This window comes from Microcella sp. (assembly GCF_033763155.1).
Classification (GTDB): Bacteria; Actinomycetota; Actinomycetes; order Actinomycetales; family Microbacteriaceae; genus Microcella.
In genome coordinates this window covers 1-23,525 of sequence record NZ_JANRKZ010000076.1, presented here as the reverse complement: position 1 = coordinate 23,525, position 23,525 = coordinate 1, and the positions used below count along the sequence as shown (strand labels likewise).

The window sequence follows — 23,525 nt, the reverse complement described above, 5'->3', positions numbered from 1 at the left end:
CCCGACCCCGGCATCCCCGCGGGCAACGCGTCACCGCCCTAGGATTGTGCACGGTCATTCGACACCCCCAAGGAGAAAAAACATGGCACTGTCCACCGAAGAAGTTCTCGCAGGTCTCGCCGAACTCATCAACGACGAGACGGGCATCGCCACCGACTCGGTCGCTCTCGACAAGTCGTTTACCGACGACCTCGACATCGACTCGATCTCGATGATGACGATCGTCGTCAACGCCGAAGAGAAGTTCGACGTGAAGATCCCCGACGACGAGGTGAAGAACCTCAACACCGTCGGCGACGCCGTCACCTTCATCGTGAACGCCGCGGCGTAACGCCGCCCCACGATGCCCATCAGTGCCCGGGGCCGGCGATCATGTCGGCCCCGGCGCTGAACGGCCGAACCACTACCCCTGTAGAGAGTTGACGTAATGACCACCATCGTCGTCACCGGAATCGGTGCAACCTCCCCCATCGGCGGAACCGCTCGCGAAAGCTGGGAAGCCCTGCTGCGCGGCGAGTCCGGTACACGCACGCTCGAGCACGACTGGGTCGAGCGTCACGAACTTCCCGTGACCTTCGCTGCCGAAGCCAAGGTGCGGCCCGAAGAGGTGCTTGAGCGCCAAGAAATCAAGCGACTCGACCCTTCGGCGCAGTTCGCCCTCATTGCTGCTCGTGAAGCATGGGCCGACGCCGGCTCGCCGGATGTTGCCCCCGAGCGCATCCTCGTTGACTACGCCACCGGCATTGGCGGCCTGTGGACCCTGCTCGACGCGTGGGACGTGCTGAAAGACAAGGGCCCGCGTCGCGTGCTCCCCATGACGATTCCGATGCTCATGCCCAATGCGGCCGCTGCTGCCATCAGCATGGGCCTGGGCGCTCGTGCTGGCGCCCGCACGGTCGTGTCGGCCTGCGCTTCGGGAACCGAAGCGATCGCCAACGCTTACGAGCACCTTCAGCTCGGCCTGGCTGACATCGTTGTCGCCGGTGGCACCGAAGCCGTCGTGCACCCGCTGCCGATCGCCGCATTCGCCTCGATGCAAGCGCTCTCGAAGCGCAACGACGACCCCGCCGCTGCCTCGCGGCCGTACGACGTCGACCGCGACGGCTTTGTGCTGGGCGAAGGCGCGGCTGCGATCGTGCTCGAGACCAAAGAGCACGCCCTCGCTCGCGGTGCCCGCATCTACGCAGAGCTTGCCGGTGGTTCGGTCACGAGCGACTCATACCACATCACCGCTCCTGATCCCGAGGGCTCGGGAGCCGCTCGCGCTGTGCTCGCCGCCCTCGCGCAAGCGGGCGCGACGCCTGACGACGTCTCGCACATCAACGCCCACGCCACGTCAACGCCGGTCGGCGACATCGCCGAGTACAACGCGCTCTACAGCGTGTTTGGCGAGCGCGTGAAGAGCATCCCGGTCTCGGCCACCAAGGCGTCGACGGGCCACCTTCTCGGCGGCACAGGAGCGCTGGAGGCCGTCTTTACGATCCTCGCCCTGCACGAGCGCACGGCCCCGCCGACGATCAACCTCGACAATCAAGACGAGGCCATTCCGCTCGACGTTGTCACGAGCCCGCGCCCGCTCGGAGACGGGCCACTTCTTGCGATCTCGAACTCGTTCGGGTTCGGTGGTCACAACTCGGTCGTGGCGTTCCGCACCGTCGACTAAGGGCCGCGAGGGGGCTGACTCGTCAGCCTGCGCGGTGCAACCATACGACGCTCGAGCCGTCTCCGGCGTGCCGGAACGGCTCGAGTTCGTCGTCCCACGCCTGCCCCAGTGCTAAGCGCAGTTCGCGGTGCAGTTCGAGAGCGTTCGAGCCGGCCACCTCCATGGCGTAACGAATGCGGTCTTCGGGGATCACCGTGTTTCCGAGCGTGTCGGTCTGGGCAAAGTAGATTCCCAGGTCGGGCGTGTGCATCCACCGTCCACCATCGGTGCCGAGGCCCGCGTCTTCCGTGACCTCGTAGCGCAAGTGCTCCCAGCCGCGCAGGGCACTCGCGATCTTTGCACCCGTGCCTCGTTCGCCTTCCCACACGAATTCGGTGCGCAGTGCACCCTTCAGAACGGGCTGATCGATCCAGTCAAAACTGACGGCGCGGTCCATCGCGCGGCCTGCCGCCCACTCAATGTGGGGGCTCAATGCGCGCGGCGCCGAGTGCACGAAGAGAACTCCACGCGCCCGCGGCGAAGCAGCGGTGCTGTTGACCGCAGTATCTGTAGCCACTGTTCACTCCGTTTCGTTCAGATGCGACTTCCCCATCGACCTGAACCAGCGAGTGCGTGACGTGTTGAGTTGACGCGATTTATCGCGTGACAGAAGTATGACGCAGAAGCCAAGCGAATGACAAGACGGTAATCCCAGCGGTGTGATTTGAGTCGCCCACCATCGACACGACTCACTGGGGATGACTAGTCACTCCGCATGCATACGGCGCATACTCTTGACTCATGACGTTGCGGCACTCTCTCCTGGCGGTGTTGACGCTGGGCCCGGCCTACGGGTACCAACTTCACGCCGAAGTCGTGGAACGTACGCGACGTGACGCACCCCTCAATGTTGGTCAGGTCTACTCGACTCTTGACCGACTGCGCCGTGACGCCCTGATTGAAGATGCCGGGAACACTCCCGACAACCTGCCCCTGTATGCCCTCGCCGACGCGGGGGCGATTGAAGCGCGCATGTATCTCACCGAACCTGACCTTGCCGATTGGCACGAGATGGTTGAACGGGTGCTCCTCGCTCTCTCGCTTCCCGGCGACCACGTGTCAGTGCTCGTGCACAACTATCGGCGCCTCTGGACGCCGCGGCGAGGCGCCAGCGATGAGATTGCTGACCCAACGGGCGGGGCAGCACAAGCGGCAGCGCTGCACGCCGCACGGCTGCTGCGGTCGGCAGCGTTGGCCTGGCTCGACTCACTACCCGAGCTCGAACCCTGGGGGCTGCGCACCGATCGGCGCCGTCGTGGGCGGCGGGCGGCTGATGTCGTGCATCCACAGGCCTGACGGTTACTTGGCGTCGCTGTATCGCTGCACCGCCGCCACGGTGACCGGAAAACTGACAGGTGTGTCGCCGAAGATGATGCGCCCCGCGTCGGCCGCGGCATCAATGAGCGCCGTGCGCACGTCATCAACCCGGTCTCGGGGGCTGTGCACAATCAGTTCGTCGTGCACAAAAAACACGAGATGAGGCTGGGCGGTGAGCGGTGTGCCGTCGGCCACCCACAGCCGTCGTCGCACCCCCGCCATCCAGGCGAGCGCCCACTCGGCAGCGGTTCCTTGCACGACAAAGTTGCGTGTGAAGCGGCCCCATGACCGCGCCGCCGACCGTGCCGCGCGGGCATCGCTCTCGGCTGCGCCGTCGACCGCCGCCACTTCTTGACGATCGCGCCACGATCGTGACGGCGCCGGCGACGTGCGACCGAGCCGAGTCGACACCCGCTCGCCGCGCTCCCCCGCGCGAGCGGCCGTTTCGACAAAGCCGATGGCCTGCGGAAACGAGCGGGCGAGTCGCGGCAGCACCTGAGCGCTCACTCCCGTTGTGCCGCCATACATCGCGCCGAGCATCCCGACCTTGGCGTGCTCGCGCGACGGCACGGCGCCGCTCTCGACAATGCCCGCATAGAGGTCGACTCCCGCGCCAGCTCGAGCCATGGCGGCGTCACCCGAGAGCGCGGCGAGGATGCGCGGCTCAAGCTGAGCCGCATCGGCCACCACGAGAGCCCAGCCGTCGTCGGCCTGCACGGCAGACCTCACTTGGCGCGGCAGTTGCAACGCCCCGCCGCCATCCGAAGCCCACCGGCCCGTGACGACGCCTCCCGGCACAAAGGTCGGGCGAAACCGGCCATCGTGCACCCATTCATCGAGCCAGTTCCAGCCGTTAGCCGTGTGGAGTCGACTGAGTGACTTGTAGTGCAGCAAGGGCTCAATGGCCTGGTGATCGACGCGCTTGAGTTCGCTCGAGCGCGTCGTCGCCACGTCGATGCCCGCGCGGCGCAGCGCGCTCACGAGGGCGGGGGGAGAGTCGATCGGCACAGGCCCGACGCCCAATAGCGCCTCGACCTGCCTCGCGAGCACATCGAGCTGTGCCGGGCGAACACCCGCGGCCGGACGAGGCCCCAGCAACTCTGTGAGCAGAGCATCGTGCGCGTCGACGCTCCACGGAAGGCCGGCAAACTGCATTTCCACAGCCGTGAGGGCCCCGGCCGATTCCGCAGCCGCGAGCAGAGTGAGTCGAGCGGGGTGAGGGCTCGCCGCGATCGCCGCGCGCTGATGCGCCCATGCCTCGGTGGCCGAGACCGTCGGTTCAGCATCCACCTCAGAATCGAGCTCGAAGAGCGTGTCGGTGCGACGCGGCGCCGGCGCGCTGCCCCACCCACGTCGGGCGGGATGACCCTCAATGGCGGCCACAAGCGCATCGACAAGTTTCAGGTCGTGACAGCGCTCCACGCGCACGCCGGCAGCAAGCAACGCGGGGTACCACTGCGCGGTGTCGGTCCACACCCAGCGAGGGTGTTCGAGCTCCCGCTCGCGAATCGCACTGGCCAGGTTCTGCGGGGCGACCACGACGTGGCTTCCGTCATCCTCGATGAGCGCGACCCCCGAAGGTCGACGGTCAACGACGATGTGCATGCATTCAGTCTGCCGGTGCGCGACGACAGTCGGCGCCGCACGACGAGCAGCTAGCAGTCGGACGAGAATTACGCCGGTGCGCTGAACCGCTCGATCGCCCCACTGCGCGCATACCCACTAAGCCGCGCATGCGGCATAACGTCGATGACGTATACGCGGTGAGCGCGTTAGTGCAACAGACCGCCGCCCGCCGCCAGAACGTTCTTCTCCCCCGCCTCGACCCTGAACGGGAACCTGTTCTGTTTGGGCGGCAGCGGGCAGTTGAACGCGTAGCTGAAGGCACACGGCGGCAAGATCGCCGTGTTGAAGTCGAGCGTGATCGTGCCGTCGGGGTTGGGGGCAAGAAACAGGAATCGGCCGACGCTGTAGGTATCGTCGCCGTTCGTGGCGTCAGCAAACACCAGTTGCAGCGCGCGACCTGACTTGAAAGCGGCGATGTCATACTCGACGCCGTCGTGGGTGAAGCGAATCTCGCCGGGCACCACCTCGCCCCGCGTCTTTCCGTCATCTTTGAGGTGCTCAAAGCCCACGACAGTGCCACCGTCGATCTCGCGGAACGTTCCCGTCACGACCCACTCCGGCGCGTAATCGAAGGCGTCGATGCCGCCGAAGTTCTGGATTCCTTCGCTCTGCGCATCCCACACCCGCAGGGCGTAGAGTCCATCGTCGCCCGCAATGACGAAGCCCGTAGTGTGGTCGTTGAAGACAATGGCACTGGGCTCGGCATCGTCTTTGCCGCGCACCAGCACTGTGCCGTCAACGAGCGAGCCATCGACGTGGATGCCCTCCGAGGCCTCGGCCGTCACGAGCAGTCCGCTCGTTCCGGCGGGCGCGGGAGCCCATCTGCCGGGCACTCCCCACACCGTTTGTTCGTCGGCCACCCACTGCGTATTCACGAGCGCGAGTGGGCCCTGGGGCTGCACAGCGGCAAGTGCCCGGCGTTCGCGAAACACCGCGTAACGCTCAGCGGGAGTGGTGGAGGCGGGGGCGTCGGTCATCTCGTCCGTTCTGGTCATGTCGCCGTGTCGTGCTCTCGAGCGTCAACCGTGGCTGCGCGGCGGCCATTCCCCGGCCCGACCGGCGCTGCCCTACAGCAGCGCCGACGGCCGCGCGAGGCCGACGACGAGCACGAGCAGTGCTAATCCGTTGGCGGCTGTCAGCAGCGTGTGCAGGGCATCCGTTCGCTCGTCAGTTAGCGTACCCAGTTGCCACCGCCTCTCGACCAACCACATCGCCATCGCGAGCACCAAGATCACCACCGTCAGCACGCGCACGATGGGCGCGGGAGGAACAGCCAGCGCGATTCCGGCGATCTGATACAGCGCAACGACGCCCCATGGCACGATCGCGAGTGCCGCGCTGGCGCTATAGGGCCACGGCGCTTCGCGATCGGCCGCCGACCCACGGCCCTGAATCCAGAGCGAGCCAATCGTGGCGGCGGCAATCGCATACGACAAGACCAGAATCCCCGCTTCGGTGACCCCGTTGACCAACACCACCACAACGATCGTGATGCCGGCCACCTGCGAAAGTTCCAGGTAGCGAACACCCCGTCGACGAGCGAGAGAGGCCCCGCGCGCTCCACTCACAATGAGTGCCATTCGCGCAACGACAGAGACGATGACAACGACGGCCGCAGCCAGTGCCAGGTCAACGCTCGAGAAGACGCCCAACCCACCTGTCGGTAGCGAGAGAGTTACCGGAAGCACGATCGATGCACGGCTCACCGAAACCGAGATGAGAGCGATGGCGATGACCGAATGAATCGCGACGGCACCCAACGCGCCCAACCGCTCACGAGATTCCGGTGTCACAGCAGGGGTCGGCATGAGGGCTCCCTTCGGTTGGCACGGCGCCGTGCCCGTAGGGCGGACGGGACTTGAACCCGTGACCGATGGATTATGAGTCCACTGCTCTAACCAGCTGAGCTACCGCCCCGCGCACCGAAACCGGCCGCGACCGTCGGTGCAAACCCACTCTACCGATCAGCTGTGACCGACCTAGAGGGTCGTCTCGCGCCGATCGTCGACGACCGGGTCGATCACCGTCTCACCGCGATAGAGCGCTTCGAAGGTGTCAAGAGTGCGATTGATGTCGTGGCCCTCGACGATCCGCAGGCTCTCGCGCTTGAACTCGAGTAGTTCGTCGTGAGGCATCGTGAACACCCGCGTGAGCAACTCCGCGAACTGAGCGACGTTGCCGGGTTCATAGAGAAAGCCGTTCTCGCCGTCGTGGATGAGATGCGGGAGCGCCATGGCGTTCGCCCCAATCACGGGCAGGCCAGACGCCATGGCCTCCATCGTGGCGATTGACTGCAACTCGGCGCGCGACGGCATGGCGAAGACGGATGCGCGCGTCAGCTGCTGACGAAGATATGACTCGGGCGCGTGGCCGGCAAAGTGCACGCGGTGGGCAATGCCCAGTTGCGCGGCGAGCTTTTCGAGCGCTGGCCGCTGTTCACCGTCACCGATGATCTCGACCTTCACGTCGAGCTCGGCATCGAGTTTCGCTGCAGCGCGCAACAACTCTTCGATGTGCTTTTCCGCTTCAACGCGACCGACAAACAGCACCACGTTCTCATGCCGCGGTTCGAGATTCGGCGTGTAGTGGTCGATGTGCAGGCCGCAGCTGATCGGGTGAACGTCGGTCACCTCGGTGTACTTCTCGAGGTAATCGGCTGCCTTGCGCGTCGGAGTGGTGACGGCTTCGGCGAGGCCGAAGGTGCGCCCGGCAGCCTTCCACGCCATGCGAATGGCGGGCTCGCGCAAGAACCCGACAAAAGGGGTGAACTGCAACGCGTTTTCGGGCATGAAGTGGTTCGTGCCGATGATGCGGATACCGCGCTTGGCTGCTTGACGGGCCAAACCGCGACCGACGACGATGTGCGACTGAAAGTGCACCACGTCGGGCTTGACGGTGTCGAGAATTCGAGCGGCGTTCTGTTCAATGCGCCACGGCAACGCGTAGCGAAGCCACGGGTGCGGATACCAGCGCCACGACCGCAGTCGGTGCACCGTCATCGGTTGATCTTCGTGAACTTCGGTGCGTGTGACGTTGGTGCCACCCTCGGAACCGGGTGCAACGATGTGAACCTCGTGGCCACGCTCAACGAGGCCAGCGGCAAGGCGTTCGGCAAACTTCGCGGCACCGTTGACGTCTGGGCCGAATGTGTCGCCGCCAATCAGAACGCGGAGGGGCCGGCTGGGTGAGCTGCCGTCGTGCGGGGCGTCAGGCACAGTGGGGGTGATCCTTGCTTCTCAGTGGTGGGCGGTGCTCGACAGTGCACGCGAGCGCGCCAGGGAGAGGAATACCTTCCCTCTACGCTACCGCAGGAGACGCCCAGAAGGGTGTTAGCAGCCTCCTCAACGGTGGGTCTGCGGGTGATGCTTAGCCAACTGCAGAACGCCCAGAATGGCGACCGCACCGGCAATGACCGCAGTAATCATGAACCCTGCAGGAACAAGCGAGGCTTCACCCAGAACGATGACACCGATCAGCACGGCGACAAGCGGGTCAACGACCGTCAGCCCCGCAATCACAAGGTCGGGAGAGCCCACCGAGTAGGCCGTCTGGACGAAATAGCTACCGAGGGCCGCCGACGCCAGCAAAGCGATGATCGCCACTACCGTGAGCCACTCAAAGTTGTTGTTGAGAATGCGGTTGATCACAACCTTGGCCAGAGTCGCCACAAAGCCAAAGAGAACGCCCGCACCGATGATGTAGAACATTGCGCCGACAACGTGCCGCGCGAAGGCGAAAGCGACAGCGAACGACGCGAGAATCACCCCGAGAATGCCCAAAATGATGAGCAACTGAACTTCGGTGATCTCCCGCTCGATCGCGTATACCGCGGCGATCGCCACGAAGATTCCCACGCCCGTCACGCACATCGCGATTGCTCGAATGGCGTGACGGTCGAGCTTGATCTTCGACACGCGCGCGTTCAGGATCGCCGTGATCACGAGCGCGACGACGCCGAGCGGCTGCACCACGATGAGCGGGGCAAAGCCCAGACTCGTGAGCTGAAACAGAATGGCGAGACCGAGCAGCAGGGTGCCGATTACCCACGACGGTCGCGCGAGCAGATGCATGAGTTGCCGGATGCTCAGCCCAGCTTTTTCGCCGTCGCCGTGACTCACCTCAACACTGGTGACCCCCTGGTGCTGAAGTTGCGCACCGATCGACAAGAAGACCGCGCCGACAAGGGCGATAGGCACGCCGATCGCTTGATACGGAGTGAGCGTGATCTGCTCGGTCAAGTCACTCAGCTCGGGCGGCACTCGGTCAATCTACCCCGCACAGCGCCGATATTCTGGATGAATGGCCGCGCTTTCGATTTGCATCACCGGCGAGCCGGTGCTTCACCGTGTGGCCTCAGAGGTCGAGGTCATTGATGACTCGCTGCGAGCGCTCATCGCCGAGATGTTCGAAACGATGGAGGCCGCGCCCGGGGTCGGTCTTGCGGCTCCTCAAATCGGAGTGGATGCCCGGGTCTTCGTCTACGACTGGACCGACGATGACGCCGTTCGCTGGCGCGGCGTCGCGATCAATCCCGAGCTTCTCGTGAGCCCGCCGCCCGTTGGCGACGCCGACGAAGAACTCGACTCTGAAGGGTGTTTGTCGGTGCCGGGCGAACGGTATCCCCTCGTGCGGTCAGAGCGTGCACTCTTGCGTGCCATCGACCTCGAAGGCGAACCTTTTGAGATTGATGCGACGGGATGGCTCGCGCGGATCTTCCAACATGAATACGACCACCTCGATGGAGTGTTGTACGTCGACCGTCTTGCCCACCCTCATGACCGAGCTGCGGCAAAGGCGATTCGCAAGCGATCGTGGGGGTCACCGGGCCGCAGCTGGTTGCCCGGTCGCGATCACCTCGACGGCTGAGCCCGGCGCGCGAGGCGTGCCCGCCAGCACAGCGCCGCTTTATTGCCAGCCGAGAGCCCGCAACGCCGCTGCGGTCGCAGCAGCACCAATGATCACCAGAATGAACGGCAGGCGCAGGGCGAACAACACCGCCGCAACGCCGAGCGCCGGCAGTCGCGCGTCGATGACAACTCCCTGGCCGTCGCCGATTGTTTGGACGACGATCAGCGCCGACAGCAGAGCCACCGTGGTGAGTTCGGCCGTGCGGGCGGCCGTCGGCGCCTCGAGCACGCGGGGTGGCACGAGGTAGCCGAGCAGCTTGATGCCCAGCACGAGAATCGACGCCAGCAGGATGATCTGCCACACGGTCACTCGGCGCCTCCCTCGTTCGTTCGCGGACGAGCCGCGAAGAGGTTGGGAACCCCGACAACGACCGCAACGAGTGCGGCCACGAGCACTGGTACGCCCTGCGGAAGTGCGGGGAGGAGAACAGCGGCGACCACGGCCGCTCCGACAGCGACGGCGACGGGCTGCAGTGCTCGCAGACGGGGCCAGACGAGGCCGAGAAAGGCCGCGCCAGCGGCCGCATCCACGCCGAACTGACGCACGTCGCCAAGGAGGTCACCCACGACGGCGCCGAGAAGCGTCATGAGGTTCCAGCCGATGTAGATGATGGCTCCTGTCGCCCAGAACCCCACCCGTTGGCTTGCGAGGGTCGGCTGCGCGGTGGCGACGGCCGTTGACTCGTCGATCGTCAGGTGACCCGCAAGCAGTCGCTTTGCCCACCCCGGACCAATGATGGGCGACACCCGAATGGCGTACAGCCCGTTACGAAGGCCCAAGAGCGTCGCCCCGGCAATCGCCGCGGGGCCGGCGGCGACTCCCCCAGACGCCACAACCCCGATGAGCGCAAACTGCGACCCGCCCGAGAACATGATGAGGCTCAGCACACAGGCCTCAGCGATTGTGAGCCCCGAGGCAACGGCGAGAGCGCCGAACGACACGCCATATGCCGACACCGCCAGGCCCACCGCGAGTGAGGCACGCCAGGCGGCTCGACGCTCAGCGTCGGGGCTCATCGTCACTCACCGTGGCTGCGGCGGCCGCGCGCACAACCTCGAGCAGAGCCTCGGGCTCAACGTCTTTGTAGACAACCGCGAACACCCCGGCCCGCGCGGCTTCAGCGACATGATCGTCGAGATCGAGCGCGGTCGCGAGCACAATGCGCGGAGCCGGACCGAGCTCGCGAACGGCGGCATCGGTCGAAATGCGCGCGCTCGCAGCGAGCCCGTTCACACGCGGCATATGCAGGTCGAGGATGACAACATCAGTCGGTTCGCGCCGAACGATGGCGAGGGCTCGCGCGCCGTCACCCGCCTCGCCCACCACGTCGATGTCGGGTTGCGAGTCCAGAATCATGCGCCACCCGGAGCGCTGGAGCGGGGCGTCGTCGGCGATCACCACTCGCACGACCGGGGCGGGGCGCCGAGCGCTCACGACCGATCCAGCTTCACCCCGTGCACGCCATTGTGAAAGCGAAGGGCCGGGAAAACAACTGACAACGAGAACCCCACCCCGGGAACGGTCGACGCGGTCAAGATGCCGCCATACAACTCGGCGCGAGCCCGCATCTCACGAATTCCCAGGCCCGTGGGCTCGTCGGTCAAGGCCTTGAGGTCGTCATCGATCGTGTACCCGACGGCCGACGCATCGTTGGGGTCAAGCCCCTCACGGCGAGCCGACGAGCGAATACCGTCATCGTCGACCTTTACGTGCAGACCCTCGGCTCCCCAGGTGAACGTCACGCGAGCCTCGGTTTGCGGCCCGCCGTAACTCAACGCATTCGCGAGAGCCTCTTGCAAGATGCGGTAGATGGCGAGTTCGGCGCCCTGCTGAAGGTCGAACGGTTCGCCCGCTTCCTCGAACACGACATCGAGGCCGCTGTCACGCATGACAGAAAATAGCTCGCGCGTTGACTTCAACCGCGGTTGGGGCGCTGCGCTTGCTTCGCCTTCTCGGGCCATTCCCATGACCCGCCGCAAGTCACCAAGCGTTGACCGAGCCGATTCGGCAATGACCGCCGCCGCGCGCGCTGCCGCTGACGGATCAGCAGTCGCGGCATAGCGTGCACCGTCGGCTTGGCTGATGATCACAGACAGCGAATGCACCGAGACCTCATGCAATTCGCGAATGATGCGCAAACGCCCGGTTTGTTCGGCGAGGCCCAACTCGAGATCAATGCGCTGCCGTTCGGCGGCCGCCCGATCAAACGCCGTTCGGCGAGCGACGCTGCGGGCACGCAGCCACGCCACCAGCAGCACGATCGCAAGAACGATCAATACGAGGGATGCCGCGGCGAGCGACGCGACAAGCATCACTGCGTTTGCGCTCACCCAGGCTTCCATCGCGGGGTTCCTCTCAAGCGAAAGGTGGAGCGCGAGGGCCGCGAGGGCCGCCGCGAATTGTGGGAGATGGCTCCCCGACTTGGACTCGAACCAAGAACCTGCCGGTTAACAGCCGGCTGCTCTGCCAATTGAGCTATCGAGGATCGCTGAAACAGCGTGTCTAACGTACCAGAACCGCGCCGGTGGTTATGCGCGCTCAATACCCTGCCGCGGGGTCAACGATGCCCACAAATCGACTGTCGCCGAGAAAGGCACGAACGTTCTCGGTAATCCGGCGCGCCAGCAGTGGTGCGGTCATCTCGGGAGTATCGGCTGAGTGCGAGGTGATGAGGCATCGCGGTTCGCGCCACAGAGCGTGATCGGCGTCGAGTGGCTCGGGTGTGGTGACATCGAGGCCGGCCCCGAGCAAGCGGTTCTCACGCAGTGCGAGCGCGAGAGCATCCTGATCAACCAGGGCACCCCGCGCGATATTGACCAGCGCTGCGGTGGGCTGGAGAAGGGCGAGTTCATCGGCGCCCATGAGTGATCGTGTTTCTGAGGTTGATGCCGCGGCGAGAATCACCACGTCGGCGTGTGGCAGCACGTCGTGCAGCGCCTCGGCCGCCACCGTGCGATCGGCACCGGGCATGGGCGTGGCTGCACGCCGCACGACCGTGATCGTTGTGCGGTACGGCTCGAGAAGGCGAATAATCTCGGCCGCGATTCCCCCCGCACCCACGATGACAACATGGCGCCCATAGAGCGAAAGCCCGGTGCGCACGGGGGCCCACTCGGCCGCGCGCGCTTTCGGGGCGAACTCCCGTAAGACGGCGTGCACGAGTGCCACCGCGTGCTCAGCCACCGGTTCTGAGTAGGCACCCTTCGCGCTCGTGAACACCGGCCCCGAACCGTCGGCAAAGTGATCCAACACATCGGCAAAGCCATCGACGCCGGCCCACGGCAATTGCACCCATGAGATTGACGGATGCGCCTGAAGAATCTCGGCCAACTCATCAGCGCGCTTCTCGCTGAGCCACACGAGCCCGCGCGTCATCTCGCTCAGAGCACTCACGACTCCCCCACCGGCCGTCACCGCCTCCGAAAAGAACGGCGAGGCCATCGGCGCCACGGCGATCTCGCCCGGCTCGGGTCGACGGTCGGGCACCCGCCCCTGCCCCGACAGCGGGTCTCGGTGCTGATCGGCGACGGCGAATACCGCGTCAGCCGACAAAGAGGTTGAACTCGCCATGCGGTCGGGAGTGGTCACGGACGCTCTCTCGTTTCTGACGCGGGCCAAGCGGCATGCTCACGCGCGAGCGCGCGAGAGTTCGGCCAGGCGCTGCACATAAGGGTGGGCAGGTTCGGTGAGCACCTCGTCGATAGCTCCCATGCCAATGATCGTGCCGCGATGCAACACGGCGAGGCTCTGCGACAGCCGCCGCACTTCTCCGATCTCGCTGCTCACAATGAACGCCGCAAAGCCACGACTGCGTTGGACCTCGGCGAGATGACCCAGAATCGTGCCGCGAACCGTGGCATCGATACCCGCAGTGGCTTCATCAGCGACGAGCAGGTCGGGGTCGAGAACGAGCGCGCGCGCAATCGCAACGCGCTGTCGTTGGCCCCGACTGAGCTCGTGGGGATACTTCGGGATCGTTGCAAGAGTCAGATGCATGGCATCAATCGCCTCGGCGACGATGCCTCCCGCGAGCGACTTTGAGACCGTGCGGTCGCGGTGAAAGAGGGGAACCGCAACGTTCTCGCCGACCGTCAAGTGTGGGTCAAGAACAAGGCCAGCGTCTTGGGGCACATAGCCCACACGCAGCGCCAACTCATCGTCGTCATGGCGCCCCAGATGACGCACGTCAACGCCCAACACCTCGAGGGCTCCCCCGGCAATCTCGACGCCTCGCGGCACCGTTCGCGAGGTGTACCCCGCGATCGCGCGGGCGAGGGTGCTCTTGCCACTTCCCGCGTCGCCGATCACGGCAAGGGTTTCTCCGGGAGCAACATCGAAACTGACCCCGGTGACAGCCTGTACGGCTCGACTGCCGCCCCCGGCGCGATACCGCAGTGTGAGATCGCGGGCGCGTACGGCGGCTTCGGTCACGCGAGAAATCCTAGTCGCCGCGCACACGGCGTCGTTCGGCCTCAAGGTCGACGAGCTCGCGCTGCAGAGAACGGTAGCGCTCGGGCTCCGCAGCAGAATCGGTGCGTTGCAAAGCGCCGAGCAATTCGGTCTTGCGCCGCAAAAGGTCACGCTCGATGAGCGATGTCGTGACCCCCTGGCAATACTCCGCCGCGTGACCCTCGCGAATTGGCAAGGGAGCGATCGCCAATTGCGTCACCAGCGGGGTGAAGGCGCTCGGCGACTCGTCGGTCACGCGTCGCGCCCAGTCATTCGAACCGTACGCGTCAATCGACGCCAGCATCGCATCGCGCACGGTGGCGAGAGCGGGCTGACTGAACGCGGTGTGCAAGGCTCGCTGGGCAACCTCAAGAGGAATCTCGCTTGGATGCTGCAGGAGCGCCATGAGTAATTCCCGTTCCAGTCGGGCAACGGGGTCATTGGGCAGTTGAGCGATGCCGATCGCGGGCGCGGCACCGTCGGCGGGTGCTGCGGAATCGACATTCGGGATGCTCGGCGCTGCTTCTGAGCCGGCCGCGGCAGGCGGGCGCACCGCCGGCGGCCGGGCGGGCGCACGCCGCGCGGCGCGCACCGCCTGCGCAACCTCGGAGGGCTCCACACCGATCCATCCGGCGAGGGTTCGGGTGTAGCCGATCGACAGTGACTCGTCGCGAATGCTCGCGACGATCGGAGCCGTCGACCGCAGCGCGGCAACTCGGCCTTCGACGGTCTCGAGGTCGTAGAGGTCGAGCTGACGGCGCACCATGAACTCGTACATCGGCTTGCGGCTCTGCACGAGCATCCGCACCGCGTCATCGCCGCGCTGCAGACGCAAGTCGCACGGGTCAAGGCCGTCGGGCGCCACGGCCACATAGGTCTGGGCGGCGAACCGTTGTTCGTCGGCGAACGCCCGGCTCGCGGCCTTCTGCCCGGCTTCGTCGGGGTCGAACGTGAAAATCACCTCGCCCAAGCCGCGCGAGTCGCGATTGTCGACGTCGCCCAAGACTCGCCGGATGATCGTGATGTGGTCACTGCCGAACGCGGTGCCACACGTGGCCACCGCCGTCGTGATACCCGCGAGGTGGCACGCCATGACGTCGGTGTAGCCCTCGACGACGACGACCTGCTTGCCGCGCGCGATGTCGCGCTTGGCAAGGTCGAGCCCGTACAGCACCTTCGACTTGCTGTAGACGGGTGTCTCGGGAGTGTTGAGGTATTTGGGACCCTGGTCGCTCTCGAGAAGCTTGCGAGCGCCGAACCCCAGGGTTTGGCCCGTGACGTCTTTGATCGGCCAGATCAAACGACCACGAAAACGGTCATAGGGCTTGCGGTCGCCCTGACCTTGCAGCCCCGCGGCGAGAAGCTCTTCTGCCGTGAACCCTTGGCCGCGAAGGTACTCACCGAGCACGTCGTACGAGTTGGGGGCAAAACCGATCGAGAAGCGCTCGGCAGCCGAGGCATCGAAACCGCGCTCCCCGAGAAATCGGCGAGCCGGCTCCGCATCAGGGGTGCCGAGTTGAGCGCGAAAGAACTGTTCGGCGGCAGCATTCGCGGCGAGCAGTCGACTGCGATTTCCCTGGTCAGCGGCGGGACCGCCGTCTTCGTAGTGCAGCGTATAGCCGAGGCGACCAGCGAGTCGCTCGACGGCTTCACTGAACGTGACGTGGTCCATTTTCTGCAAGAACGTGAAGACGTCGCCGCCTTCGCCGCAGCCGAAGCAATGATAGAACCCGACCTGCGGCCGAACGTGAAAGCTCGGGCTGCGTTCGTCGTGAAAAGGGCACAGGCCCTTCATCGAGCCGACGCCCGCGCTCTTGAGCGTGACGTAGTCGCCCACGATGTCGGCGAGATTCGTGCGCGACCTGACCTCGTCGATGTCGCTTCGTCGAATCAGGCCTGCCACAGCGCTGATTCTAGGCCCGGTGCGCTGGCCGCGCCCTGCGGGCCTCTGAGGCTAGGGCACCAGGCGCTCGTGCCAGGCCATCGCGCTCTGATCGGTGAGCGACGCCACCTGGTCGACGATCACCCTCCGACGGCTCGCGTCGTCACGCGCTTCGGCAAAGTCATCGGCAAACGCGCGGTCGAGGGCCGCCGGGCCGATGTGCCAGAGGGCGTCGGCCAGCTCGGCGAGCACGGCCCGTTGGCGCGCGTAGATGGGTTGCCGCGCGTTTGTCGACATGACGTTCGCCGCGACGATTCCCTTGAGAACGGCGATCTCCGCCTGCGTCTCAAGCGGAACCACAACATCCGCCCCGAATCGTGCGAGCTGGGCTTGTGGATGCGCCGCGCGCGTCGCGTGCACGGCCTCGTGCGCGAATCGCCCGATGAGCTGGCTCGTGAGGTTCTTCAGCCGTGCGAGGTCGCGCCGCGAGCCATCCCAGGAATCAATCCACGCGTCGAGATGGTCGAGCCGGTCGAAAGCCGCGATGAGCTCGTCGTGGCTGATTTCGCCGCCGATCCACTCGAACATCGCGTCGACGAGAGCGTCGTGGTCAACGCGCTCCCCCAGAGCCGGCACGTCGAGGTAGCCGTTGACGATGGCGTCTTCGAAGTCGTGAACGCTGTAGGCGATGTCATCGCTCAAGTCCATGACCTGCGCCTCGATGCAGCGCACGCGCTCGGGCGAGCCAGCGCGCATCCACTCGAAGGCGGCCGCGTCGTCGTCGTAGAAACCGAACTTGCTCCGCCCACTCGGGTCGGGAATGCCCTGCGACTGCGGCCACGGATACTTCGTGCTCGCGTCAAGGCTCGCGCGCGTGAGGTTGAGGCCGAAGCTACGACCGTCGGGGCCGAATACCTTGGGCTCGATGCGAGTCAGCAGGCGCAGGGTTTGCGCGTTGCCCTCAAAACCGCCGATGTCGGCGGCCCACTCGTTGAGGGCGCGCTCGCCGTTGTGTCCGAAGGGCGGATGCCCCAGGTCGTGAGCGAGACACGCCGTGTCGACGACGTCAGGGTCGAGCCCCAGGCTCGTGGCGAGCTCACGCCCGACCTGTGCCACTTCGAGCGAGTGGGTAAGCCGGTTGCGCGCAAAATCCAGCCCCGCGGTCGGACTCAGCACCTGGGTCTTTGCGGCGAGGCGCCGCAGGGCGCTCGAGTGCAGCAGCCGGCCGCGGTCGCGCGCGAAGTCGCTGCGGCGACTGCTGTGCTCTTCGGGCAGCCAGCGCTCGGCGTCGGCCGACGAGTAGCCGGGCGTGAAGTGGTCGTGCACGCGTTACCCGCCCGAGTGGTGCAGTTCGGCGGCTGTCACTTCGGCGCGGCTCGCGCCCGTGAGTTCGCGACTGTCGAGCCAGCGATCCGGCAGGGACGGCTTCTTGGGGGTACCCGCCCGACCGCGCTGACCTTCGGCGGCCTCACCCGGGTAGGGAGCATCGCGGTCGAGTTCGCCGAGCAGATCATCCATGTGCTGCAGGCTTTCGACGGCCGCAAGGCGCGCCCGCAGCTCGCCACCGACCGCGTAGCCCTTGAAGTACCAGGCGACGTGCTTGCGAATGTCGCGGCAGGCCTTGGCCTCGTCGTCGAAGAACTCGACGAGCAGTTCGGCGTGGCGACGGAAGGCGTCGGCGACCTCGCCGAGGCCGGGCATGGCCTTGTGCTCTTCACCACGGAAAGCAGCCGACAGGTCACCGAAGAGCCACGGCCGACCCAGGCAGCCGCGCCCGACCACGATGCCGTCGCAGCCCGACTGCTCGACCATGCGCAGGGCGTCTTCTGCCGACCAAATGTCGCCGTTGCCGAGCACGGGAATGCTCGAGATCGACTCTTTGAGCTTTCCGATGGCGTCCCAGTCGGCGTTGCCGCTGTAGAAGTCCGCGGCCGTGCGCGCGTGCAAGGCGACGGCCGCCACACCCGCACCTTCTGCGGCCTTCGCGGCCTCGAGGTAGGTCAGGTGGTCGGCGTCGATGCCTTTACGCATCTTGACGGTCACCGGGATGTCGCCTGCGGCCTTCACGGTCGCTTCAACGACGTTCCTGAAGTGGTTAAGCTTCCAGGGCAGGGCGGCTCCCCCGCCCTTCTTGGTCACCTTCGGCACGGGGCATCCGAAATTCATGTCGATGTGGTCGGCAAGGCCCTCGCCCGCGAGAAAAGCTGCTGCCTCACCGGCCGTCGTCGGGTCGACACTGTAGAGCTGGATGCTGCGCACCGTCTCGCTCTCGTGGTGCGTGATGAGGCGCAAGCTTTCGGGGGTGCGCTCGACGAGCGCGCGACTCGTGATCATCTCGCTCACGTACAACCCCGCGCCGTATTCGCGGCACAGCCGCCGGAACGCCGTGTTCGTGATGCCCGCCATCGGCGCAAGCACAACGGGGACGCTCAGCGGAATCGGCCCAATGCTGAGCGGCGCGGCCTGTGGCGCTGCGGGAAGGGTAGCGGTCGACATGGTGCCTCTAGTCTCCCAGGTCGCGCTGGTTGCTGCGTCAGCGAGCCCTCCGCCGGTTTCGCCTTCGGGTTCAGCGGGTGTTGAAGGCGTGGGCCTGCTCGATGATGCGCACGGTCTCGAGCGCGTGGCGGGCATCCACCGGAACCGGAGCACCGTCGCGAATACTTGCCGCGACCTGCGCGTAGAAGTCGGGATAGCCGCCTGCCTCGGTGGGCACAGGCACGAGCGGTTGCTCGCCGTTGTCGACTCCGAGCAGGCCCCACTCGGCCTTCGGCGTCTCGCCGTACCCCTCAGCACCCGGCCAGCGGCCCGCCTTGAGGTCGGGCTCTTGACCGTCGAGGCCGTAAACGCTGTAGCCACTTTCGGTGCCGAGAACGCGAAAACGCGGCCCGCTCTGCGCCGCGGCGCGGCTCATCGTGAGGTGGCTCCGAACACCGCTCTCGTGGCGCAGCGACACGAACGCATCGTCTTCGCTACCGAGGCCGTCACGCACCGCTCGCAGTTCGGCGACCTCGAGGGTCGCGGGGCCGAAGAGTGTGAGCGCCTGGTCGATGAGGTGGCTGCCGAGGTCGAAGAGAATGCCGCCGCCCTGCGCGGGGCTGATTTGCCCCTGCCACTGATCGCGCTTGGGGGCGCCGAAGCGCTCGAAGGTCGACTCGAAACGGTGCACGGTGCCGAGCGCGCCACTCTGAACGAGGCGCGTGACCGTGCGAAAGTCGCCATCCCACCGACGGTTCTGAAACACCGTGAGCGGGCGACCGGCCTTCTCGGCAGCCGCGATGATCGCCTCGGCATCGGCGACGGTCGGCACGAAGGGCTTGTCGACCACGACGGCGGCTCCGGCCTCGAGTGCCGCAATGGCGTGCTCGCGATGAACGTGCGGCGGTGACGCGAGCACGACAAGGTCGAGGTCGGCGGACTGCGCGAGCAGGGCATCCGTCGTCATGATGTGAGCGTCGGGATGCGCGGCCGAGGCCTGCGCGGCACGGTCGGCGTCACTCGTGGCGATCGCCGCGATCGTGAACGCCGGATTCGTGGCGAGGAAGGGGGCGTGAAAGACTCGACCCGCGAGTCCGAAGCCAATGATTCCCGCTCTCAAGGGTGCGCCGTTGCTCATGGGCTCAGCCTAGATTGCGAAGGGGTTGACCATGATGCAGAGCGGACGCGAACGCGTAGCGGCCGACGCAGCGGCTCGCGGGCTCGAGGTCGAATTCATCGAACGGATGCGCGCGAACTCGCTCGAGGAGGCCGCCGAGATTCTCGGCATCACCCCGGCCGACATCGTGAAATCGCTCGTCGTTAAGCGCAGTGACGGCACATTTCTCTTCGCGCTCATTCCGGGCGATCGGCAGATCTCGTGGCCGAAGCTGCGCGCTGTCGTCGGCGTCAACAAGCTGCAATTGCCGGCGCCCGAGCTCGCGCTCGAGGCCACCGGCTATGAGCGCGGCACGATTACGCCCCTCGGCTCAACGACAGCATGGCCCGTCTTCGCCGATGCGGGAATGGTCGGGCGCCGCGTCTCGATGGGCGCGGGCGAACACGGCTATTCGCTCTTCGTCGAGGCCGACGCCGTGCTGGCGTCTCTCGACGCCACCGTTGCTGACATCAGCGAGCCACTCGCTGCTCGCTAGGCGGCCCGAGCGCCGCCTTAGTCCACCGGGATAGTGCACCAGGCGGGTTGCTCCATGACCGTCACCGTGAAGGTCACGGTGTCGTCGAACCGACCGCCGTCGCCGTTGGCATAGATCACCTCACCGCGACCAGTTCCCGATCCTCCCGTGACAACGCCATTACTGTCGCGCATTACGGTCAACGTACCGTTGGGGGTCTGCCACGAGTCGCCCTTGCCGTTGGCGCCGTCGAAACGGTTGGCATACCACTGGCCCTCGCCGAAGTGGAGCGTGATGTTGCTGTCGTCAATCTCGTAGGTGCTCACGCCATCCCAGTCATCCGGCGGACCACCGTTGGCTTCGAGCAAGATCGACGGGAACTCGGAGTTCTCGAACAAGAGGTCGTCGTCGGCGCAAATGCGAGCCGAGGCCGTCACAAAGGTCGTTTGCCCCTCGATCAGCCAGCCGATGGGGTCTTCGGGCGTCGCCTCATCATCGCCCGCAGAGACTGCGCCGGATGCCGATGCGCTCGGGTCAGGCACGGGCATCGAGGTGCTGTCAGTAGCGGGGGACGTGCACGCAGTGAGTGACACGAGCACCGCACACAGCGTCACGCTGAGGCCGGTGCCGAGCAACGCGCGCATCGGGGTGGTTCCGGTCATGACGTGAGTGTACGTCGGCTCGCGACCGTACCGGAACAGGGACGAGCTACTGCTGCGCCGCGGCAGAGACGATCGCGGGCGCGGGAATCAGGCAGACGTCACCCTCGCACGCCTCGGCGGCGGGGTCGCCGAGCATGGCGAACGGCGTCGGCGCAGCATCCGTCGTCATGATGCCTCAACCGGCACGACATCGCGCTCGGCAGCAGCCTGGCGCAAGGCAGCGACGAACGTAGCCGTCTCTTGAGCGCCAGAGATGCCGTAGCGGTCGTCGATGACGAAGAACGGAACGCCTTGGATGCCGTACGCGAGCGCTTGCGCCATGTCGGCCTTCACGTCGGGTAGGTATGTGTGCTCGGCGAGTGCTGCCACTACGGCCTCGCGATCGAGGCCCACCTCGGCGGCGAGATCGGCGAGGTCATCGGCGCGGCCGATGTGGCGTCCCTCGGTGAAGTAGGCGCGCAAGAGGCGCTCTTTCAGCTCGACTTGCTTGCCATGCGCTTTCGCGAAGTGCAACAGTTCGTGCGCGAGCACCGTGTTGGTCTGGTGGATGCGGTCGTAGTGGTACTCAAGACCCACCGTCTCGGCGATGCCGCTCACGCGGTCAACCATCATCTGGGCCTGCTCGGGGCTAATGCCCTTGCGCTGGCTCAAGTAGTCAACGGGCGAACCCTCGAAGTCGACGGGCGTATCGGGCGCGAGTTCGAAGCTGCGATAGGTCACGCGAACCTCACCCGGATACTGCTCAACGGCAGCCTCAAACTTGCGCTTGCCGATGTAGCACCAGGGGCACTGCACGTCCGACCAAATCTGCACGTCGATGGGGTTGCTCATGCTGAGGTCAACGCTGTTGTGCTCCTCGTATTCCCCGTGTTCTAGAGAATCAGATTGAGAATTGCGACGGCGCCGGCCGCGGCAGAGACGAACCCCAGCAGGATCAGCATCGCAAGCCAAACAGCGAACGAGCGAATCCGGACAAACCAATTGGCCCGAGCCATCCCCAGCCCCGCCGCAAGCACCGCAGGAGAGGAATGAACCTTCGGAAGACCGAGAGACGCCTCCATCTTCTCCAGCAACAAACGGTCGATCAGTTCATGGCGACGGTGTTTCACCATGAGCTGCGCGCTAGCAGCCGTCACCACGACACCGATGATGGCCGCCACCAGTCGAGACACCGGCTCGATTGCGACGTTGAGACTCACCGTCAACAGGAACGCCTGGGCCGCGAGGCTCAACGACGGCACCTGCCACATGAGCCCATCGAGGGCGAGACGACGAGCGGCGACAACACCGTACTGAGTCTCAGTGAAGTGTTGGTGCCCCACGCGGGACCTTACGATCCGAGCAGCTCGCCGGCCAGGTAGGCCTCGAGCTTGTCGAGCGGGATGCGCTCTTGCGCCATCGTGTCGCGCTCGCGCACCGTGACGGCCTGGTCGTCAAGGGTGTCGAAGTCGACCGTGACGCAGAACGGCGTGCCGATCTCGTCTTGGCGGCGGTAGCGGCGACCGATAGCACCGGCGTCGTCGAAGTCAACATTCCAGTGCTGACGCAAGCGATCGGCGAGCTCGCGGGCAACGGGCGAGAGCTGCTCGTTGCGCGACAGGGGCAGCACGGCGACCTTAACGGGAGCGAGGCGACGGTCGAGGCGCAAGACGGTGCGCTTGTCGACGCCACCCTTCGTATTGGGCGCTTCGTCTTCGTAGTAGGCGTCGACCAGGAAGGCCATGAGCGAGCGCGTGAGACCCGCCGCGGGCTCGATGACGTAGGGAACCCAGCGTTCTTCTTTGCTCTGGTCGAAGTACGAGAGATCAACCCCCGAGTGCTGGCTGTGGGTCGACAGGTCGAAGTCGGTGCGGTTGGCAATGCCCTCGAGCTCGCCGAACTCGGAGCCCGAGAAGCCGAAGCGGTATTCGATGTCGACCGTGCGCTTCGAGTAGTGCGAAAGCTTCTCTTTCGCGTGCTCGTACAAACGGAGGTTGTCAGGGTTGACGCCCAGATCGATGTACCACTGCAATCGGGTGTCGATCCAGTATTGGTGCCACTCTTCGTCGGTGCCGGGTTCGACGAAGAACTCCATCTCCATCTGCTCGAACTCGCGCGTGCGGAAAATGAAGTTTCCAGGAGTGATCTCGTTGCGGAACGACTTGCCGATCTGGCCGATGCCAAACGGCGGCTTCATGCGCGCCGCGCCGAGCACGTTGGCGAAGTTGACGAAGATGCCCTGCGCGGTTTCGGGGCGGAGGTAGTGCAACCCCGACTCCTCTTCGACGGGGCCGAGGTAGGTCTTGAGCAGCCCCGAGAACTCTTTCGGCTCCGTCCACTGACCGCGGGTGCCACAGTTGGTGCACACGATGTCGGCGAGTCCGTTTTCGGGCGCGCGGCCCTTCTTCTCTTCGTACTCTTCTTCGAGGTGGTCAGCGCGGTAGCGCTTGTGGCAGCTGAGGCACTCGACGAGCGGGTCGCTGAAGACCTCGACGTGGCCCGAGGCCTCCCACACCTTGCGCGGCAAGATGACGCTCGAGTCGAGACCCACGACGTCATCGCGACGCTGCACCATCGTGCGCCACCACTGGCGCTTGATGTTCTCTTTCAGCTCGACGCCGAGGGGGCCGTAGTCCCAAGCAGACCGCGAACCGCCGTAGATCTCACCAGCCTGAAAGACGAAGCCGCGCCGCTTGGCGAGCGCGATGACGTTGTCGAGCCGAGAGGGTGCAGCCACGAGGAGGTCTCCTGTTCTGGCCGAGCTGGATGCCCGGCGCCGAGTTACGCAATGCCGAGAAGTCTAGTGATCACCAGTCGCGGCGCCGCGCGCCACCGGGCTACGCGGAGGGAGCATCCACCGCCCCGCCGAAGCGGCGGTCGCGGCTCGCGAAGTC

General features: G+C 65.6%; 26 protein-coding genes and 2 tRNA genes. 5 read left to right on the top strand and 23 right to left on the bottom strand.

Annotated features, from left to right (window positions below; genetic code table 11):
- Positions 1-82 precede the first annotated feature (82 nt).
- Positions 83-331: an acyl carrier protein gene (locus SFU54_RS03495; protein ID WP_319014924.1), complete on the top strand. Its 249-nt coding sequence runs from the start codon at positions 83-85 to the stop codon at positions 329-331.
- 96 nt (positions 332-427) lie between these two features.
- Positions 428-1,663: a beta-ketoacyl-[acyl-carrier-protein] synthase family protein gene (locus SFU54_RS03490; protein ID WP_319014923.1), complete on the top strand. Its 1,236-nt coding sequence runs from the start codon at positions 428-430 to the stop codon at positions 1,661-1,663.
- 22 nt (positions 1,664-1,685) lie between these two features.
- Here the strand turns inward: SFU54_RS03490 and SFU54_RS03485 are convergent, their stop codons facing one another.
- Positions 1,686-2,219 carry a DUF3145 domain-containing protein gene (locus SFU54_RS03485; RefSeq protein WP_319014922.1) on the bottom strand — a complete coding sequence of 178 codons (534 nt, stop codon included), beginning with the start codon at positions 2,217-2,219 and terminating at the stop codon, positions 1,686-1,688.
- 224 nt (positions 2,220-2,443) lie between these two features.
- Here SFU54_RS03485 and SFU54_RS03480 point away from each other — a divergent pair, with 224 nt between their 5' ends.
- Complete coding sequence (locus tag SFU54_RS03480; RefSeq protein WP_319014921.1) at positions 2,444-2,998, top strand: PadR family transcriptional regulator; 555 nt, start codon at positions 2,444-2,446, stop codon at positions 2,996-2,998.
- Between the two features lie 3 nt (positions 2,999-3,001).
- Here the strand turns inward: SFU54_RS03480 and SFU54_RS03475 are convergent, their stop codons facing one another.
- The 6 genes from SFU54_RS03475 to SFU54_RS03450 form a co-directional block, all read right to left on the bottom strand.
- The gene (locus SFU54_RS03475; protein WP_319014920.1) at positions 3,002-4,624 is read right to left on the bottom strand and encodes a bifunctional 3'-5' exonuclease/DNA polymerase; all 1,623 of its coding nucleotides are present in this window, start codon (positions 4,622-4,624) and stop codon (positions 3,002-3,004) included.
- Positions 4,625-4,791: 167 nt separating this feature from the next.
- Positions 4,792-5,640 carry a DUF1684 domain-containing protein gene (locus SFU54_RS03470; RefSeq protein ID WP_319014919.1) on the bottom strand — a complete coding sequence of 283 codons (849 nt, stop codon included), beginning with the start codon at positions 5,638-5,640 and terminating at the stop codon, positions 4,792-4,794.
- Positions 5,641-5,712: 72 nt separating this feature from the next.
- A complete protein-coding gene (locus SFU54_RS03465) occupies positions 5,713-6,453 on the bottom strand; it encodes a hypothetical protein (RefSeq protein ID WP_319014918.1) in 741 nt (246 codons plus the stop codon).
- 35 nt (positions 6,454-6,488) lie between these two features.
- Positions 6,489-6,562: transfer RNA gene (locus SFU54_RS03460), tRNA-Ile, on the bottom strand.
- A 62-nt stretch (positions 6,563-6,624) separates the two neighbouring features.
- Positions 6,625-7,860: a glycosyltransferase gene (locus SFU54_RS03455; protein WP_319014917.1), complete on the bottom strand. Its 1,236-nt coding sequence runs from the start codon at positions 7,858-7,860 to the stop codon at positions 6,625-6,627.
- 126 nt (positions 7,861-7,986) lie between these two features.
- The gene (locus tag SFU54_RS03450) at positions 7,987-8,904 is read right to left on the bottom strand and encodes a DMT family transporter (protein WP_319014916.1); all 918 of its coding nucleotides are present in this window, start codon (positions 8,902-8,904) and stop codon (positions 7,987-7,989) included.
- Between the two features lie 40 nt (positions 8,905-8,944).
- On the opposite strand from SFU54_RS03450, the gene def reads away from it, so the two are divergent.
- Positions 8,945-9,511 (top strand): peptide deformylase, encoded by a 567-nt coding sequence (def, locus tag SFU54_RS03445; protein ID WP_319014915.1) that lies wholly within the window; start codon positions 8,945-8,947, stop codon positions 9,509-9,511.
- Positions 9,512-9,550: 39 nt separating this feature from the next.
- Here def and SFU54_RS03440 read toward each other — a convergent pair whose 3' ends face one another.
- The 11 genes from SFU54_RS03440 to SFU54_RS03390 form a co-directional block, all read right to left on the bottom strand.
- Entirely contained in the window at positions 9,551-9,862 is a 312-nt protein-coding gene (locus SFU54_RS03440) for an AzlD domain-containing protein (RefSeq protein ID WP_319014914.1), read from the bottom strand.
- Complete coding sequence (locus tag SFU54_RS03435) at positions 9,859-10,569, bottom strand: AzlC family ABC transporter permease (RefSeq protein WP_319014930.1); 711 nt, start codon at positions 10,567-10,569, stop codon at positions 9,859-9,861. Before SFU54_RS03435 ends, SFU54_RS03440 begins: the two co-directional genes overlap by 4 nt.
- Entirely contained in the window at positions 10,553-10,987 is a 435-nt protein-coding gene (locus SFU54_RS03430) for a response regulator transcription factor (RefSeq protein ID WP_319014913.1), read from the bottom strand. The genes SFU54_RS03435 and SFU54_RS03430 overlap by 17 nt, the downstream gene beginning before the upstream one ends.
- The gene (locus tag SFU54_RS03425; RefSeq protein ID WP_319014912.1) at positions 10,984-11,883 is read right to left on the bottom strand and encodes a sensor histidine kinase; all 900 of its coding nucleotides are present in this window, start codon (positions 11,881-11,883) and stop codon (positions 10,984-10,986) included. Before SFU54_RS03425 ends, SFU54_RS03430 begins: the two co-directional genes overlap by 4 nt.
- Before the next feature lie 79 nt (positions 11,884-11,962).
- Positions 11,963-12,038: transfer RNA gene (locus SFU54_RS03420), tRNA-Asn, on the bottom strand.
- A 53-nt stretch (positions 12,039-12,091) separates the two neighbouring features.
- Positions 12,092-13,141, bottom strand: coding sequence for an NAD(P)-dependent oxidoreductase (locus tag SFU54_RS03415; RefSeq protein ID WP_319014911.1), 1,050 nt, complete (start codon positions 13,139-13,141; stop codon positions 12,092-12,094).
- 39 nt (positions 13,142-13,180) lie between these two features.
- Positions 13,181-13,984 carry a dipeptide/oligopeptide/nickel ABC transporter ATP-binding protein gene (locus SFU54_RS03410; protein ID WP_319014910.1) on the bottom strand — a complete coding sequence of 268 codons (804 nt, stop codon included), beginning with the start codon at positions 13,982-13,984 and terminating at the stop codon, positions 13,181-13,183.
- A 10-nt stretch (positions 13,985-13,994) separates the two neighbouring features.
- Positions 13,995-15,905, bottom strand: coding sequence for a DNA primase (gene dnaG / locus SFU54_RS03405; RefSeq protein ID WP_319014909.1), 1,911 nt, complete (start codon positions 15,903-15,905; stop codon positions 13,995-13,997).
- A 51-nt stretch (positions 15,906-15,956) separates the two neighbouring features.
- Entirely contained in the window at positions 15,957-17,210 is a 1,254-nt protein-coding gene (locus SFU54_RS03400) for a deoxyguanosinetriphosphate triphosphohydrolase (RefSeq protein WP_319014908.1), read from the bottom strand.
- 3 nt (positions 17,211-17,213) lie between these two features.
- Complete coding sequence (gene dusB, locus SFU54_RS03395; RefSeq protein WP_319014907.1) at positions 17,214-18,380, bottom strand: tRNA dihydrouridine synthase DusB; 1,167 nt, start codon at positions 18,378-18,380, stop codon at positions 17,214-17,216.
- A gap of 70 nt (positions 18,381-18,450) precedes the next feature.
- The gene (locus SFU54_RS03390) at positions 18,451-19,497 is read right to left on the bottom strand and encodes a Gfo/Idh/MocA family oxidoreductase (RefSeq protein WP_319014906.1); all 1,047 of its coding nucleotides are present in this window, start codon (positions 19,495-19,497) and stop codon (positions 18,451-18,453) included.
- 34 nt (positions 19,498-19,531) lie between these two features.
- Here SFU54_RS03390 and SFU54_RS03385 point away from each other — a divergent pair, with 34 nt between their 5' ends.
- Entirely contained in the window at positions 19,532-20,011 is a 480-nt protein-coding gene (locus SFU54_RS03385; protein WP_319014929.1) for a YbaK/EbsC family protein, read from the top strand.
- A 17-nt stretch (positions 20,012-20,028) separates the two neighbouring features.
- Here the strand turns inward: SFU54_RS03385 and SFU54_RS03380 are convergent, their stop codons facing one another.
- The 5 genes from SFU54_RS03380 to SFU54_RS03360 form a co-directional block, all read right to left on the bottom strand.
- Positions 20,029-20,652, bottom strand: coding sequence for a hypothetical protein (locus SFU54_RS03380; RefSeq protein ID WP_319014905.1), 624 nt, complete (start codon positions 20,650-20,652; stop codon positions 20,029-20,031).
- A 46-nt stretch (positions 20,653-20,698) separates the two neighbouring features.
- Entirely contained in the window at positions 20,699-20,821 is a 123-nt protein-coding gene (locus SFU54_RS03375; RefSeq protein WP_319014904.1) for a hypothetical protein, read from the bottom strand.
- Positions 20,818-21,483, bottom strand: coding sequence for a DsbA family oxidoreductase (locus SFU54_RS03370; RefSeq protein ID WP_319014903.1), 666 nt, complete (start codon positions 21,481-21,483; stop codon positions 20,818-20,820). The genes SFU54_RS03375 and SFU54_RS03370 overlap by 4 nt, the downstream gene beginning before the upstream one ends.
- Positions 21,484-21,524: 41 nt before the next feature.
- A complete protein-coding gene (locus tag SFU54_RS03365; RefSeq protein WP_319014902.1) occupies positions 21,525-21,902 on the bottom strand; it encodes a hypothetical protein in 378 nt (125 codons plus the stop codon).
- An 80-nt stretch (positions 21,903-21,982) separates the two neighbouring features.
- Positions 21,983-23,368: a glycine--tRNA ligase gene (locus SFU54_RS03360; protein WP_319014901.1), complete on the bottom strand. Its 1,386-nt coding sequence runs from the start codon at positions 23,366-23,368 to the stop codon at positions 21,983-21,985.
- Positions 23,369-23,525 lie beyond the last annotated feature (157 nt).